The 14269-nt window shown below is 71.1% G+C and carries 13 protein-coding genes; 5 read left to right on the forward strand and 8 right to left on the reverse strand.

What is annotated here, in order from left to right; all coding sequences use genetic code 11:
- Positions 1-759 carry a hypothetical protein gene (locus tag OEB96_RS30950; RefSeq protein ID WP_266220401.1) on the reverse strand — a complete coding sequence of 253 codons (759 nt, stop codon included), beginning with the start codon at positions 757-759 and terminating at the stop codon, positions 1-3.
- Positions 760-901: 142 nt separating this feature from the next.
- Positions 902-2203 (reverse strand): LIC_10091 family protein, encoded by a 1302-nt coding sequence (locus OEB96_RS30955; protein WP_266220402.1) that lies wholly within the window; start codon positions 2201-2203, stop codon positions 902-904.
- Positions 2204-2265: 62 nt separating this feature from the next.
- On the opposite strand from OEB96_RS30955, the gene OEB96_RS30960 reads away from it, so the two are divergent.
- Entirely contained in the window at positions 2266-3417 is a 1152-nt protein-coding gene (locus OEB96_RS30960; protein WP_266220403.1) for a DUF7802 domain-containing protein, read from the forward strand.
- A gap of 40 nt (positions 3418-3457) precedes the next feature.
- Here the strand turns inward: OEB96_RS30960 and OEB96_RS30965 are convergent, their stop codons facing one another.
- The gene (locus OEB96_RS30965; protein WP_266220404.1) at positions 3458-3997 is read right to left on the reverse strand and encodes a hypothetical protein; all 540 of its coding nucleotides are present in this window, start codon (positions 3995-3997) and stop codon (positions 3458-3460) included.
- A 69-nt stretch (positions 3998-4066) separates the two neighbouring features.
- Between OEB96_RS30965 and OEB96_RS30970 the strand changes: the two genes are divergently transcribed.
- A complete protein-coding gene (locus OEB96_RS30970; RefSeq protein ID WP_266220405.1) occupies positions 4067-5464 on the forward strand; it encodes a hypothetical protein in 1398 nt (465 codons plus the stop codon).
- The gene (locus OEB96_RS30975) at positions 5461-6759 is read left to right on the forward strand and encodes a metallophosphoesterase family protein (protein WP_266220406.1); all 1299 of its coding nucleotides are present in this window, start codon (positions 5461-5463) and stop codon (positions 6757-6759) included. Before OEB96_RS30970 ends, OEB96_RS30975 begins: the two co-directional genes overlap by 4 nt.
- On the opposite strand, the gene OEB96_RS30980 is transcribed toward OEB96_RS30975, so the two are convergent.
- The 3 genes from OEB96_RS30980 to OEB96_RS30990 all read right to left on the reverse strand — a co-directional run bounded on the left by OEB96_RS30980 (position 6738) and on the right by OEB96_RS30990 (position 9729).
- Positions 6738-7133 carry a response regulator transcription factor gene (locus OEB96_RS30980; protein ID WP_266220407.1) on the reverse strand — a complete coding sequence of 132 codons (396 nt, stop codon included), beginning with the start codon at positions 7131-7133 and terminating at the stop codon, positions 6738-6740. The two genes, OEB96_RS30975 and OEB96_RS30980, sit on opposite strands and share 22 nt — an antisense overlap.
- Positions 7120-8406, reverse strand: a complete 1287-nt coding sequence (locus OEB96_RS30985; protein ID WP_266220408.1) for an ATP-binding protein — start codon at positions 8404-8406, stop codon at positions 7120-7122. The genes OEB96_RS30980 and OEB96_RS30985 overlap by 14 nt, the downstream gene beginning before the upstream one ends.
- A gap of 141 nt (positions 8407-8547) precedes the next feature.
- Complete coding sequence (locus OEB96_RS30990) at positions 8548-9729, reverse strand: LIC_10091 family protein (RefSeq protein WP_266220409.1); 1182 nt, start codon at positions 9727-9729, stop codon at positions 8548-8550.
- A gap of 128 nt (positions 9730-9857) precedes the next feature.
- Here OEB96_RS30990 and OEB96_RS30995 point away from each other — a divergent pair, with 128 nt between their 5' ends.
- Together OEB96_RS30995 and OEB96_RS31000 are read left to right on the forward strand one after the other, a co-directional pair.
- The gene (locus OEB96_RS30995; protein WP_266220410.1) at positions 9858-10538 is read left to right on the forward strand and encodes a receptor L domain-containing protein; all 681 of its coding nucleotides are present in this window, start codon (positions 9858-9860) and stop codon (positions 10536-10538) included.
- A 202-nt stretch (positions 10539-10740) separates the two neighbouring features.
- A complete protein-coding gene (locus tag OEB96_RS31000) occupies positions 10741-11109 on the forward strand; it encodes a hypothetical protein (protein WP_266220411.1) in 369 nt (122 codons plus the stop codon).
- On the opposite strand, the gene OEB96_RS31005 is transcribed toward OEB96_RS31000, so the two are convergent.
- Together OEB96_RS31005 and OEB96_RS31010 are read right to left on the reverse strand one after the other, a co-directional pair.
- Positions 11110-12267 (reverse strand): TldD/PmbA family protein, encoded by a 1158-nt coding sequence (locus OEB96_RS31005; protein WP_266220412.1) that lies wholly within the window; start codon positions 12265-12267, stop codon positions 11110-11112.
- A complete protein-coding gene (locus tag OEB96_RS31010; RefSeq protein ID WP_266220413.1) occupies positions 12264-14243 on the reverse strand; it encodes an aKG-HExxH-type peptide beta-hydroxylase in 1980 nt (659 codons plus the stop codon). Before OEB96_RS31010 ends, OEB96_RS31005 begins: the two co-directional genes overlap by 4 nt.
- Positions 14244-14269 lie beyond the last annotated feature (26 nt).

Here is a 14269-nt window from a genome sequence, read left to right on the forward strand (position 1 = left end):
CTACTGCATCACCAGCATCACCAGCGCGACGGCGCTGCCCACGATGGCGATCGCGATGAGCACGCCCACGAAGAAGCCCCACGCCAGCCGCGTGCTCTCGTCGGGCCGCGCGGCGACGACGGGCACGGCTCCGGTCGAGGTGGTCATGGGGCGCGGCCTGCCGGGCGCAGCCGGCCGACCACGGGCGGGCACCACCGGGTATCCGCCGCTCGAGACCGCATCGACGATGGGATAGCCACCGGTGCCCACCGTGGGATAGCCACCGGTCGGAGGCGTGACCGGTGGTGGATGGCCGAAGCGAGCCGCCAACGGCTCACCGGCCGCAGGGCGCGAGGACGGCAGCACCGGAACTGCCGGCACCGTGATCGATCGCGGCGGGTCGAGCGACGACGCGCCCATGCCCGGGAGGTTCTCGGTGATCATCGGATCGACGGCCTGCGGCGCCCCTGGCTCGTCGACCGCCAGCAGCTGGGTACGATCGGCCATGTGCGCCGGATAGCCGCCCCCGGGGAGCACCACGGTGGCCCAGCTGCGATCCTCCTCTTCGGGTGGCAGCCCGTCCGCGGCGAGCAGCACCGTGTGCTCGTCACGCGGCGGCAGGACGCGAGCGCTCGGCAGGGCGACCGTGCCCTCGACCGGCGCGGAGCTTCCTCGAAGCTGGGGCGGCAGCGTGGGGCGGGACTCGAGATCGTCGGAGTGCACGGCGGTGATCTCCTCGCCGTCCTCGTCGAGCTCGATGCGCCGCCCGCCCTCCTTCATGGCCCGCTCTGCCGTCCCCTTGGCCCGTGGGGGCCTGGATCCAGATCAACCGTAGCCGATCGCGAGCACCGCGAGCAATGCGCGGGCCCAATCCCACGGGCGCGGGTCGACGGCGAAGCCCGAGCGCCGCGGCCCCCAGGCGCTACTGCGCAGCCGCGGCCGGGGCGCTGGTGGCCTCGGGCGGCGCCGCGTTGGGATGGCGCTCGTACCACTTCTTGCCCGCCGCCGACCGGTCGGGATCGCGGTTGGACTCGAACAGGGTGATGCCCTCGGGCTTGGCCGCTGGCCCCCCGCGCACGATCTGGTACACGTTGATCACGAACGGTCGCGAGAGCCACTGCACGTAGTTGGTCGCCGGCTGGAGGTTGTAGCGGTAGTCCTCGTTGATCGCCTGCGACAAGAGCGTGCGCAGCACCACCGCGTCGTCGGAGAACGGCAGCGACCCGATGTTGCGACGAAACTCCGGCGAGTAGCGCTTCCAGTACTGCTCGGCGTTGCTGAGGTAGAGCACGCGGACCGGTACGCCGAGCTTCTCGGTGGCCCGGCTGAGCGCCAAGAGCCCCTCGTCGTCGAGCAGGTTGACCAGCAGCGGGCGCACGCGACGCTGCTCGAGCATCATGCGGACGTAGTCGTAGTGCTCCTGATCGGTGAGGAACGTGGGGACGTCTTCGCGCTCGAAGCGGCTGGTCAGGGCCTTGAGCCGACGGTGGATCCGCGCCCGCGAGCCCTTGTACCAGTAGGAGAGCTTCTTGGCCCGGTCCTCGTCGTGCGCGGCGGCGATGACCTCGAGCGCCCGCTCGCTGCCCGACGAGCTCCACAGCGACACCAGCTCGGTCGGGGTCTGGGCCGTGGTGAAGAACAGGCGGTAGAGCTCGTGGATCTCCTGGATCACCGGGTCGTAGTCGATGAGCCACGCGATCTCGACGCGGGCCCAGCTCATGAACAGGTAGGCCTGATCGGTGCCCACCCCCACGTAGGCGCCTCCCATCCGCTCGGTGAGCTTGGGGTAGTAGGCGTCGAGGGTTCGCTCGTTGCCCGACGTATAGTGGAAGTTGGCCTGCCGATCGGTGATGCCCTGCCGATACTCGGGGACGTCGTCTTCCTGCGTGGAGAACAGGATCGCGATCTGTTCCTCGGTGAGCGGGCGCCACGTGCCGGGCGGGGGCTCGGGCTCGGCGTCTTCGGGGGGCTCGAGCTCGGCGGCCACCGGCGGGGGCTCGGGCTCGGGCGTGGCCAGGGGAGCCTCGGCCGCGGGTGCAGGGGCGGCCTCCATCGTGTCCGGCTCGGGGTTGGCCATGTCGGCCTCGGGGCGACAGGCCACGACCCACGGGAGGGCCAGGGCGAAGGCAAGGGCCCCCGCCAGGGCCGGAACGCGGCGCCAGGCGGAGCCAGGGCCGATCCGGTGGGGGGCGTACGACGGCGCACGGCAACGAGGTACGGACATGGGAGGGTTTTCTCGGCGCTCATTGTGCCCCGTGTCCGTCGGCTGCGATAGGGTCACGGCCGATGTTGGCCAGCATGCCCTGGGATCTGGCGCGGCACCTGCCGTGGACGCCACTACAAAGCCCGCTCGAGAAGTGGGCGGTGCAACCGACGTTCGTGATCGGCGAGTACTTGTTCTATGCGTGCACGATCGCGGCCTTCGTGCACGCCCGCCGCCATGGGCGCGCGCACCTGCTCGTGTTCCTCGCCGCGCTCCTGGCCGGCACCGCCAACGACGTGCTGTTCATGGCGCTGCCCATGGTCGACAACTTCTGGCAGGCGCAGGCCACCATCATGCTCACGCCGCGGCTGCCGCTCTACATCCCGTGCGTGTACGTGTGCTTCATGTACTTCCCCACGGTCACCGCGTGGCGCACGGGGCTGCCGCTCCTGCCCCGGGCCGCCCTCACCGGGATGCTGGCCGAGGTGTTCTACGGGCCCTACGACATCGTGGGCGCCAAGTTCCTGTGGTGGACGTGGCACGACACCGACATGCCGATCGCCAACCGCCTGCTCGGCGCGCCGATCGGGAGCTCGATGTGGGTGCTGACGTTCGTGTTCGCGTTCTCGCTGCTCTTGGGACTCGGGCTGCGCAAGGATCCCGAGGCCAAGCAGCGCGCCACCTCCTGGCGGGCGCTGGGCTTCGCGGTCGCGGGGAGCTCGGCGCTCATGGTGGTGCAGGTCCAGGCGATGCAGCCGCTGGACGGAGGAATCCCGGGCCCACGGGGGCTGTGCGTGCTGCTGGCGATCTACGTGGGGCTCGTGGCCTGGGGCTGGGGCAAGCGCCGGCCCCCCGGGTTCGAGGCCGACGATCGCACGCTGCGGCGCTTCGCGATCCTCTACTTCTGCACCCTGGCCGCGATCATGGCGTTCGCCGATCCAGCCACGCACAAGAGCGCCTCGATGCACCAGACCTACGGCCCCTGCCACGTGGAGGCCAAGGACATCATGGGGTTCACCCGCTACCAGTACGTGTGTGCGGAGGACTTCGACGAGGACTACACGTTCGACTGCGTCGAGGGACGGCCCGAGGCGATGGCGCAGTGGTACACCGTGTGCGGCAAGCCGCACTCCAGCTTCGCCGCGTTCATGATGGGCGTGGCGGGGCTGTGCGCGCTGGGACTGGCAGCCTACGGGTGGCTGCTGCGGCCACGAACGCCGAGCGCACGAACGTAGGCCGCCTGCCTCGCCCCGGGCTGAGGCATATCGAGCCGCCCTACGCCGGCGACCCTTCGCTCGCCGCCTCGACCTCGGCCTCGAGCCGCCCCGCGCCCGGGTGCCCCTTGAGCACGCGCAGCCACAGCGGGAACAGCTCGGCCAGCTCGCGTGCGGCCGCGGCCGGCACCACCGCGTGCGCGAGGCCGTGATTGCTCATGTAGGCGACCACCCCCGCGGTGCCGTCCTGCACCCAGCCGAGGATCTCGGGCTCGAGCACCAGGCGCCCGACCTGCCCCTTGGCGGTGGCGAAGTGAAAGGTCTGGGCCTGCTCGGTGGGAGGTCGGCCAGGGTCGTCGAGCCGGGCCCGCTCCATGAAGCGCCGCACCGCATCGTACTGCTCGCCCTTGCTCTGCGAGCGCAGCTTGGCGAAGGCCAGCCGAGGCGCGCCGCCGCGCCCCGCCCCCGCGCTGCCCCCCTTGCCGCCCCCGCCGTGGTCGCGACGAGGCTTCTTCTTGGCGGCCTTGCCCTTGTCGATGCGATCGACGTCCTCTTGGGTGACCAGACCGGCTGCCGCGAGCTTGGACTTGAGATCGAGCATGGGGAGGAGCCCACGATCATAGCGGCTGTCGTGCTTCTATGCCTGCGGCCGCCATGCTATTGGCATGGCGTGCGAACTGCGGGCACCGGCGCCCCACCGCCGCGACCACGCCGCGTCCGCGCAGCATCGATCTCGGTCGCGGCGCTGGTGCTGCTCGCCTCCGCGCACGCCCACGCACGAGAGCCTCCGACACCGGCCAATCAGTCGGTTCCGACCCCCGATGCGAGCGAGTCCGAGACCACCGAGTCCGGGACCACCGAGCCCTCAGTGCTCGCTGCTCCCCACGATCCCGATGCCGTGCGCCGCCAAAGCTGGATCGCCTGCGTCAACGGTGCGGCCCCGTGCGTGCGCTCGCGACCGGCTCGCGCGCTGCTGCTGTCGCTGGGGATGGCCGGAGGCGCGCTCGCAGCGGGCTTGCTGTTCGGGCTGGGTGATCGGCTCGCTCCGGGCGATCCCGCCACGCTGCTCGTCGGCTTGTCCGGCCTCGCGGGCGCGGGCGCGCTCGCGGGCATGCTCGCGGGACGGCTCGGCCCCGACGGTCCAGCCGCGCCCGATCGCCTCCGCCCCCCCACCCTCTCGCTCGCCCACGCCTACTCGGGCCCGCAGATCCTCGACGAGACGCGCCCGCACTCGCTGACCCTGCGCATCGCCCCCAACCTCTTCCTGCCCCACGGTCACGGGCGCGCGCGCCTGTTCGGCCACGTGGGCGGGTGGCTCAACCCCGCGCGCGACGTGGATCCTCGGCCGCAGCTCACCGAGGCGCTGCCCGAGCAGCAGGGCACCGCCCCGCGCGTGCTGGAGCAGCGCCACGTCAGCATCGGCGTGGGGATCGACCTCGCGGTGAACCTCCCCTACCCCGTGCTCGCGCCCAGGCGCTCGGCCCAGCTCGGTGCGGCCGAGCTGCGCTATCGCCCCGAGGTGCAGATCCGCCGCGATCGCTTCGCTCCCGACACCCCCGAGTCGACCGTGCTCGAGCGCACCATGCTGCTGCCGCTCACCGCGGGCGTGCGCTGGCATCTCTCACCCCGCCAGCGCTTCACGGTGTACTTCGGCCCGCGCTTCGACTTCGTGGCGTTCTCCGATCCCGCCTCGGCCGGGGGCTCGGACCGCCTTCATCGCGGCGGTCCGCAGCGCGGCCTGCTGTACGGAGAGGCGTGGTACGACATCGACGTGCCGCTGACCGCCCGCCCTCGCCGCGACGACCGGGTGCGATCACTCCACGCCACGGGCCAGCTCACCCTGGGCTACGTGCACAGCGGCTTCGATGGTCAAGGCTTCGACTTCGGCCCCGTCGTCGGCTTCCTCGGCCCGCTCCACCTGGCCTGGTCCACCCGGCTGCGCCCGGTCGGCTCCCCCGTGGCCGCCCAGCTCGGGGCCTTCGCTCGGATCGGCAGCGGCACCACGCTGGGACTCGAGCTCGGCGTGGTGGCGCCCGACCTCCATGCGCGAGGGAGGACCTCGCGATGACCCGACCGCGAGCGCTGGCCGTGCCGCTTCCCGGCTCGACCCTCCGCGCGCCGCTCGTGCTGGCGCTGATGCTCGCCGTGCCGGGCACCTCCGGGTGCGTGCAGCCGCACTGCACCTCCCCGCTCTACAGCGAGGCCGAGTGCCGAGTCATCGCCGAGAACCAGCGCGCCCGCCTGCGCACCTCCGTGGGGGTCGAGCTGCGCTTCCAGGATCCCGAGGCCACCGACGACTCCACCTGGGACGCCCGGGGGCTGCTCGAGGAGCTGCCCGATGGCTCGGTGCGTGCCCGCGTGGCAGGAGCCGGGCGCTTTTCGCTCTCGATGCGCGCGCCCGAGGATCACGACGTCGTCTTCCCGCTGACGGTGACCAACGTGGATCCCGAGGCCGTGCTCGGGATCGGCATCCGCGGCCTCGAGCTGCAGCAACCGCTCGACCCCTCCAACGGCTCCACCCGCACGATCGACGTGACGCTCGCGGAGGGACAGGTCCAGTGGCTCGTGGGCGAGCGCCCGTGCCCGTCGCGCTATCGACTCGCCGTCACCGCCGACATCCAGACCAACCCCACGCAGTTCGAGCGGATCATCGATCGCCTCCAAGAGGAATCGCAGCACTCGGCGGGGATCGACGAGCCGCTGGTGGGCCTGCTCATCGCCGGCGACCTGACCGAGGCCTCGCGCGACGAGGAGCTCGACACGATCCTCGAGCTCCTCGCGCGGGTACCGTTCCCGGTGGCGGTGACCGCGGGCAATCACGACATCTATCGGCCCAATCGGCCCTACTACAACCTGAGCTTCGGACCCGGCAACCACGCCTTCGACGTGTGCGGCGTGCACGTGGCCCTGCTCGACACGGGCAGCGGCGCGCTCGCGCGCTCGGTGCAGGCGCGCTTGCCCGAGCTGCTGCACCGCGGCGACTCGCGGTTCCTGGTGGTGGGCATGCACCATCCGCCCTACCCGGGGAGCACGGGTGCCGGCTGGTCCCAGGAGGATCGAGCCCAGGCGCTGCTGGCCGAGCTCGCGCGCGAGGAGGCCGACCTGGTGGTCGCCGGACACAACCACGCGCTGCACGACTTCTCCGACGTCCCGGTGGGTGACGTGACGCTGCGCGAGATCATCGTGGGCACCGGCGGTGCCTACCAGGGCGCGGGCGTGCCCCGCTACGGATACCTGCGGCTCACGTTCGACGATGACGCGGGCACGATGGAGACCTGCTTCGTCGAGGTGCCGCCGGTCGGCTACGCCGAGCCCCCCAACGACCCTCCCAACGGCCTGCCCTACTGCGCCCCGGGCTCCTGAGGGGACGTCGTCGTCACGAGCGCCGCGATCTTGTCGAGCAGGGCGCGCACGTCGAACGGCTTGCGAAGGTAGTCCTCGGCGCCGACCTCGAACGCTCGCTCGCGTGCGTTCTCCGCCGCGGTCACCACGATGATCGGAGGCCGATGGGAGTAGCGACGAGACAGCTCCGCGACGAGCTCCCATCCATTCATGACCGGCATTAGCATGTCGAGCAGGATCACCGCGGGCACACGCTCGACGATCCGGTGGAGCGCCTCGACGCCGTTGGCCGCGACCACGACCTCGTAGCCGTGGGCCTCCAGGATCATCTGAAGGGTCACCGAGACGTCCGGCTCGTCGTCCACCACGAGCACGTAGGAGTCAGCGCTCGTCATCGGCTCCCCTTGGGATGGTCGGAAGCTCGAGCGTGTCGGTGCGCCGCGGGCCGGGCATCGTCCGAGTGCGCACGACCCCCCCGGTCATGTGGATGATCGACTCGACGACGTGGGTCCCCACGCCCAGCCCACCGTAGCCGGCGTCGTCGAGGTGGTCGGCCTCCACGTCGTCCACGATGGGCTCGTAGGTGAGCGAGATGGCGGCCTTGTCCGCGACCTCGTCGAGGACGAGCTCGACGTCGGTGCCGGGGCGCCGACGGACGAACGCGATGTCGATCTGGGCGCGAAGCGCCTGCCCGAGCCGCTCCGGATCACCGAACACGCGCGGGCGCGCACGGTAGTGGGCGACCAGGCCAGGCTCGGCGTTCTCCATCGCCCGTACGGCCTCGTCGACGAGCTCCCGGAGCTCGAGCTCCTCGGGGCGCAGGCGGAGCGCGCCCGTCCGGATCCTGAGCAGCGTGAGGAGGTCGTCCGAGAGGCGATCGATCTTCCCGCACTGTCGCTCGAGGATCGCGAGCGAGTGCTCCATCGGGCTCAGCGACGATCGCAGCAGGTAGAGCTGCGCCTTGATGACCGAGATCGGGGTCTTGAGCGCATGCGCGGCCGAGGCAAAGAACTGATTGCGGGTCCGCTCGAGGTGCTCGATCTCGGTGATGTCGCACATCACGCTGACCGCCCCCTCGACCGGCCCACCGGGCGCCGCGCGCACTGGTGCCGCGCTCGAGCGGATCACGACCTCCGGCCGCCCGGGCGGGTAGAGCAGCGCCTTGTAGGGCGGCGGGACCTCGCCATCGAACGCGCGCTGCGAGACGTACTCCCTGGGCGCGACGATCCGCCCGTCGGGGAACGACAGGTGGAACCGCCGCGAGAACTCCTCGGGGCCCATGCCCGTCAGGTCATCGGAGCGCTCGACGCCGAGGATGCGCGCCGCCGAGGGGTTGGCGGACGCGATCGTGCGATCGGGCCCCAGCAAGAGGACGCCATCCGCGATGCTCGCCACGAGCGCCGCGTTCGTCGCCTCCGACAGCGCCAGCTCGTGGGTCAAGCGGCTGGTGAGCTTGAAGCCCGCGAGCACGAATGCCGCGACGAAGAACCATCCCTTGGCCGTCTCGACGCGAGCAATGAGCCCGGGGTCGTTCACGATCGAGTAGAGCAGCACGTCCGTCACCAGGATCCAGGCCATCCCGCCCAGGAGGAGAATGGCCGCGACCCTCAGCGCGATCATCCGCGAGCGCCGAGCCGCGACGCCCTTCATCGAGCGTGCACTGGCCATTGCAACCAACTCTGACGCGCCGAGCCGCATGCGCAACCGCGGCCGCATCGAATCGAGACTCGTCCGGCCGGTCCGCCCACGAACGGCGCCGCGGCAATGCGCCGCCGGGATGGGGGAGGCCGGCGAGGCGGCCTCCCATGCTCACTGGTCGGCCGCGCCCTCGGCCTCGTCGGGGTGCTCGTTCCGCCAGCGCTTGGCCAGCCACGTCTTGCTCGGGTCGCCCTCCGAGGTGAAGAAGCTGAGCTCACCCTTGACGTACTCGGGGCGACCGGTGATGTCGTACACGTTGCGCACGTAGGGCGCCGAGAGCCACTCCACGTAGTTGGTGGCGGGCTGCGTGCCGTAGTGGAAGTCCTTGTCGATCGAGACCCGCAGCAGCGTTCGCAGCAGCACCGCGTCCCCGTGCAGGGGCAGGCTGGCGATGTTGCTGCGGTACTGCGGCGAGTAGCGCTTCCAGTACTGCTCGGCGTTGCTGAGGTAGAGCACCCGGATCGGCACCTCGAGCGTGCGCGCGGCCTCGGCGATGCCAGCGAGGGCCTCGTCGTCGAGCAGGTTGGCGAGCATCGACCGCACGCGCCCCTGCTCGACCATCTGCCGCAGATGCTCGTAGCGCGAGAGGTCGCCGAGGTAGCACGGCAGCGCCTCGTGCTCCATGCGCGCCTTGACCTTGCCCAGCCTGCGCCGGATCTCCTCGCGATAGGAGCGGTAGGCCTCCACGAGCTGCTCGGCCTCGCGATCGCTCGCTTCGGCGCGCAAGAGGGCCTCGGCTCGGTCACGACCGTCGCGCTCCCACAGCGCCAGGAACTCCTCGGGCGAGGCCGCCCCCAGCAAGAAGCGGCGGTAGATCTCGTGCACCACCAGCACCTCGGGGTCGTAGTCGATGAACCACGCGATGTCCGACCGGGCCCAGTCGACCAGCAGGTAGCCCTGATCGGTGCCCACCCCCACGTAGCCCCCGCCCACGTCGGCGATGGTGGAGTGGAACAGGTCGAGGGTGCGCTCGTTGCCCGAGATGTAGTGCTCCTCCTCGTGCACCTTGAGGATCCCGTTGCGGCGCTCGGGGACGTCGTCCTCGGGGGAGCCGTGCAGGACCCGGAGCTGCGCGTCCGACAGCGGGCCGGGACCCTGCACGCGCAGCGAGACGGGCTCGGGCTTCGCCTCGGATCGAGGCTCCGCGGGAGGGGTCACCACCGAGGGCGCGGTCGGGGTCGAGGCAGCGGGGGGCGACGCAGCCGACACGGGAGCATCGGACGGCGGGACCGCGCCACCGCGAGGGGCGCAGGCCAGCAGCAGCAACAACGGGAGGGCGATCGAACGGGTCACGACGGGGTGCAATTGGGCGATCGTCCGGGGCTCGAGCGCAAGGGACCCTGGCGAATTGCCCGGTTCCGTGCCCCACGGCCAGGGCACCGGCCCAGCTTCCAGTCGCGATCCGCGGTACCCTACGCGCCATGCGAGGCTGGACGCGCGGGGTGCTTGCCGTGGTGCTCTGCACCGCCTGTGGGGACGACACCGGGTCGGGCGAGGACGCTCCCGAGCCGAGCGGGGGCACCAACATCGAGTGCGGGAGCGCCACGCTGCCCGGGCACCTCGTCATCGAGAGCGAGGCCGACTTGAGCGCGCTCGACGGCGTGCGCGCGGTCGAGGGCGAGCTCCAGGTCAACCGCACCAACTTCACCAACCTCGACTTCCTCGGCTGCATCGAGGAGGTCGGCGGTGAGCTGACCATCTTCGGCAACACCGCGCTGATCGACGTCTCCGGGCTCGACCGGCTACGCCACGCCGGGGCGAGCCTCGTGTTCTCCGAGAACACCGCGATCACCGAGCTGTCCGGAATCGGCGCCCTCACCCAGATCGACGGCAGCCTCGTGATCCAGGGCAACGCACGGCTGCAGGAGCTGAGCGGGATGGCCTCGGTGCACACCATCGGTGGTGCGCTCACCATCCGGGAGAACGACTCGCTGCTCCACATCGACGGGCTGCGAGGACTGCGGACCCTGGGCACCCTGTTCGCGGTCACCCACAATCCCTCGCTGTGCATCTCGAGCGTCAACCAGGTGGGCGTGGGCATCACCAACCCGGCGGAGCCCGGAGACAACTGGTCGACGCGAGCCAACGACAACAGCTGCTAGTCGCGGCGTGATCCAACTCGGGGCGATCTCGTCGAGCACCTGACGTGCTCGCATTGGAGACCACACTCTCGACGGTGATGCTCCGTGGTGCGCTCGGTTTCGCTCGCGCTCGGGCGATCTCGTGGACTGGTACATGGCGGAGCACTGGGCGACCATGGGGAAGGGGGATGCCCTACCCCTCCAGTACCAGTAGAGGTGAACCATGACCAATGAACGAAATCCCGTGAACCCCGAGCGTAGCCTGCTGGACGAGATCGAGGAGCTCGACGTCCTCGAAGCCGAGGAGCTGCAGGAAGGCGTGGCCTTCCATGCCTTCAGGTTCCATGCGGCCTCCCAGATGGAGGCGATGACGTTCTTCGTCAACGCCCAAGCGGGGGCCCTGGCCCTGAACGTGAACCTTCCCAACGGCGCGACGCTCATGGACGCCGACGGCAACAAGCTCCGCATCCTCTTCGATCCCAACGCCGTCGATGCGCAGGACGTCCAGGCGGCCGTGGTGAAGGACATCGGCGCGAACGTCACCGGCATGGCGTACAACGAGAACGACAAGTTCCAGGTCGTCAAGGTGTAGCTAGCGACGAGACCGGGGTGCCTTCATGGGCACGAGCGTGATGCCGCGCAGGCGCAGGTGCGGCGCCCCGAACGACACGGGCAGATCGTTCTGCCCGTTCTTGTCGCAGCCGAACGCCGGATCGAAGGCCCGCGCCTCGTCGCCCACCGCGTCGATGGCCGCGATCGTGGCCAGCTTGTCTCCGCGCAGGTCGAATCGACGCAGGTACTGATCCTGCAAGCGACCCTCGCGGATTCGACGGGCATGCGTGGGACGCAGCATGAATCGACGCCCCATCGAGCCCGCTCCCCACGATCCGCTGCAGTACCACCCATCGTCGATCTCCCCCAGCAGGTGCTCGAGCGCGTGGTCGCCGGGCAAGGCGGTCAGCACCGACATGCGGGGCATCACCGTCGATGCGCCAACGACCCGCCGCCCGTTCCCCGATCGCAGCGCCGACATCGTGGCCGCGCTGGTGCGGTCGTGGAGCAGCCCCGTCCACACGCCCCGATCGACGACCACGGTGGGTGCAGCCGGCCGGCCCTCGTCGTCCACCACGTAGCTGCCGATTCGATCCGGGAGCGTGGGATCGTCGATCACCGTCAGTGCCGCATGGGTCCAGCGATGACCCAGGGCCGGACCGTCGGGCCGAGCCTCCTCGGGAGATGCGCCCGCAGGTCGAACGTAGTCGAGGTAGTTGTCGGCCTCCGACGTGTGGCCCACGCACTCGTGCACGAGCAGCGCCGCCACCCATGGATCGAGCACCACCGTCCCGGTCCAGGGCTCGCCGAGCGCGTGGCCCTGCTCCACGGCGCGCAGCTCGTGGGGCAGCGTGGCCGCGAGGTCCTCCGCCCATGCGTCCGGGTCCACCGCGACCCCGCCCATCTGCCACTGCACGGGCGACAGCGTGTGGGGCCCGCGGATCACCAGCCGCACCGTGGCGCCGAAGCGAACGCTCGGGCGGCCGCCCTCGAGCCGCCGCGCGCAGGCGCGGAGCGAGATCTCGGTGCGCTCGCTGCCGACCCCGACCAGCGCCGTGCGCAGGCGCTCGATGGCGGGATGCAGCGCCGCGAAGGGGGGCAGCCCCAGGGCCTCGGCCGGGCCGTGCTCTCGCTCCACCAGCGCCGGCAGGTCGGAGCGATACGTGCTGCTTCGCGTGCTCCTTGCGTCTCCCTTCATCGGTCCAGCACCTGGGCGATCTCTTCGAGCACGGTGCTCCCCACCGTGGTGAGCCGGGCATCCCGGCGCAGCACGTCGAGCGCAGCGCCGGCCTTGCGGCGGCACTGGTCGAGGTAGCGCTCCATCGAGGCCCGCTCCGCCGCCGCGGCCAGCGGCAGCAGCCGCTCGGTGAGCGCCACGTCCTGGGCGAACGCGAAGCAGCCGTGGAACACGAACGACATCGGGCGCTCGGCGTCCACGACCGGCGACACCACGACCTGCCCGGGATCGCGGCACAGCGGCAGCAGGTCGAGGATCGTGGACAGCCGGTTGTGCCCGGCCTCGTGCGCCAGCGTCTGCGCACAGCGATGGTCGCGACGGGGGCTGCTGACCACCAGCCCACGCAGTGCATGCACGCTGTAGTTGTGGGGGTCGAGACCTCGATCGGGGAGCGGCAGCAGCCACCGCACCCCATCGGCGACCTCGTCCCATGCGGCCGGCCACGCCGCGGCCAGCCGCTCGGCTCCCGAGCCCATGGCGGCGCGAAACGCCTCGAACGCGGTCGGATCGGCGGTCGCGAGCTCTTGATCGCGGACGTTGCGAGCCACCCAAGCCGTGGGCGCCGGAGACAGGTGAGGCCCGCGCCCGAGCAGACGCGGGAGCGGCTCCACGCGCAGCCCCGGGGCCCGGTGCGGATCCCATGCACGCCCGTCGACGAAGACCTGCCACGCCCCGTCGGCGCAGCGCACCACCAGCTCGTGGCGCGGCCGCTCGGGCGACAGGCGCACGCCAGCCCGGCGAAGCGTGAATGCACCGTCGAGATCCGGCAGCAGCGAGAACGGCACGGGCTCGGCCGCCAGCGCTGCCAGCTCGGGCAGCAGCGCCCTGGCCAGCTCCGCGGCCAGCGGATCCTCGTATCGCGACTCGCCGCTCGAGGCGATCGCGGCCAGGCTCACCAGCTCGGGCTCGGTGCACAGGCGCTCCAGCTCGGCGTCGGTACGCCGCAGCAGCGCATCGATGCACTGCTGGATCAGGAGCCGATCGGCGGCGCACCGCGTGGAGGACGAGCGCTGGGCGAGCACTCGCAGCAGCCGCCGCAGCGTGCGGCGGGCCAGCAGCGCCCGAAGCACCCGGTGGGTCTCCGAGTCCGAGGCCGGCAGCACGAACCCCGCCGTGGGCACGGGCGGCGCCGCATCGACGAACGCTCGTGCTCGCGCCATGTCCAGCGACAGCGGCGGCACCGGGCGCCGATGGGCCGTGACGTACGGGCGTACGCCCTCGACCGCCTCGGGGGTGAAGGTCTGCTGCACCAGTGCATCGAGGGTCCGCTCGCGCGCGAGCGTCGAGCCGGGTCCCACGGGCACGGCGCGCGCCCATCCCGGCGCGTGGCGGAGCGCATCCTCCACCGAGCCCGCGAAGGTCGCATGGAACGTGCGGCCGTTGACCACCAACGAGATGCTGATCGAGTCGCCCTCCGACTCCCCCCAGTGGATCCACAGCTGGGGGATGTAGAGCACGTCGCCGGCCTCGACGTGCAGCTCGGTCACCTCGGGGCCGAGCGTGGCCCGCCCCACGTCCGGCTCCTTGAGCAGGCGGAGCCGCACCAGGTCCGAGGCCAGGGTGTCGGGCGGAGACAGGCGCCAGCGCTTGGCGCCGACGAGCTGGAGGCTGAAGTTGTCGTCTTCGTCGAAGTGGCAGCCGATCGAGGCCGGCCCCACGGTGTGCACGAGATCGCACGCGACGTGCTGCCACTCGAACCGCTCGCGGCCGGCCAGGCTCAGGCGCTCGGTCAGCGGCAGCTCGTGGACCAGCTGCTGGTAGAACCACACCGACTTGCCGTCGGTGGTGCAGCAGTGAGCGGCGCGGGCTTGCAGCTCGAGCAGCTCGTCGGCCGACGGCACCTCGGACAGCAGCGCCCGCGCCGCTCCACGCAGCACCACGGGCCGGCGCCGCCAGTGCTCGCGAAAGAAGGCTTCGTCGAGTCCGAGCAGGTTCATGAGTGCCTCTCGTGCTCCCCGGCAAT

The organism is Paraliomyxa miuraensis (assembly GCF_026337845.1).
Classification (GTDB): domain Bacteria; phylum Myxococcota_A; class Polyangia; order Nannocystales; family Nannocystaceae; genus Paraliomyxa; species Paraliomyxa miuraensis.

Coding starts and splice junctions, on each gene's coding strand:
- OEB96_RS30975 (WP_266220406.1), top strand. CDS start 5,461: ATGACCCGACCGCGAGCGCTGGCCGTGCCGCTTCCCGGCTCGACCCTC.
- OEB96_RS30965 (WP_266220404.1), bottom strand. CDS start 3,997: ATGCTCGATCTCAAGTCCAAGCTCGCGGCAGCCGGTCTGGTCACCCAA.
- OEB96_RS30950 (WP_266220401.1), bottom strand. CDS start 759: ATGAAGGAGGGCGGGCGGCGCATCGAGCTCGACGAGGACGGCGAGGAG.
- OEB96_RS30985 (WP_266220408.1), bottom strand. CDS start 8,406: ATGGCCAGTGCACGCTCGATGAAGGGCGTCGCGGCTCGGCGCTCGCGG.
- OEB96_RS31005 (WP_266220412.1), bottom strand. CDS start 12,267: ATGAAGGGAGACGCAAGGAGCACGCGAAGCAGCACGTATCGCTCCGAC.
- OEB96_RS30955 (WP_266220402.1), bottom strand. CDS start 2,203: ATGTCCGTACCTCGTTGCCGTGCGCCGTCGTACGCCCCCCACCGGATC.
- OEB96_RS30960 (WP_266220403.1), top strand. CDS start 2,266: ATGTTGGCCAGCATGCCCTGGGATCTGGCGCGGCACCTGCCGTGGACG.
- OEB96_RS30995 (WP_266220410.1), top strand. CDS start 9,858: ATGCGAGGCTGGACGCGCGGGGTGCTTGCCGTGGTGCTCTGCACCGCC.
- OEB96_RS31000 (WP_266220411.1), top strand. CDS start 10,741: ATGACCAATGAACGAAATCCCGTGAACCCCGAGCGTAGCCTGCTGGAC.
- OEB96_RS30980 (WP_266220407.1), bottom strand. CDS start 7,133: ATGACGAGCGCTGACTCCTACGTGCTCGTGGTGGACGACGAGCCGGAC.
- OEB96_RS31010 (WP_266220413.1), bottom strand. CDS start 14,243: ATGAACCTGCTCGGACTCGACGAAGCCTTCTTTCGCGAGCACTGGCGG.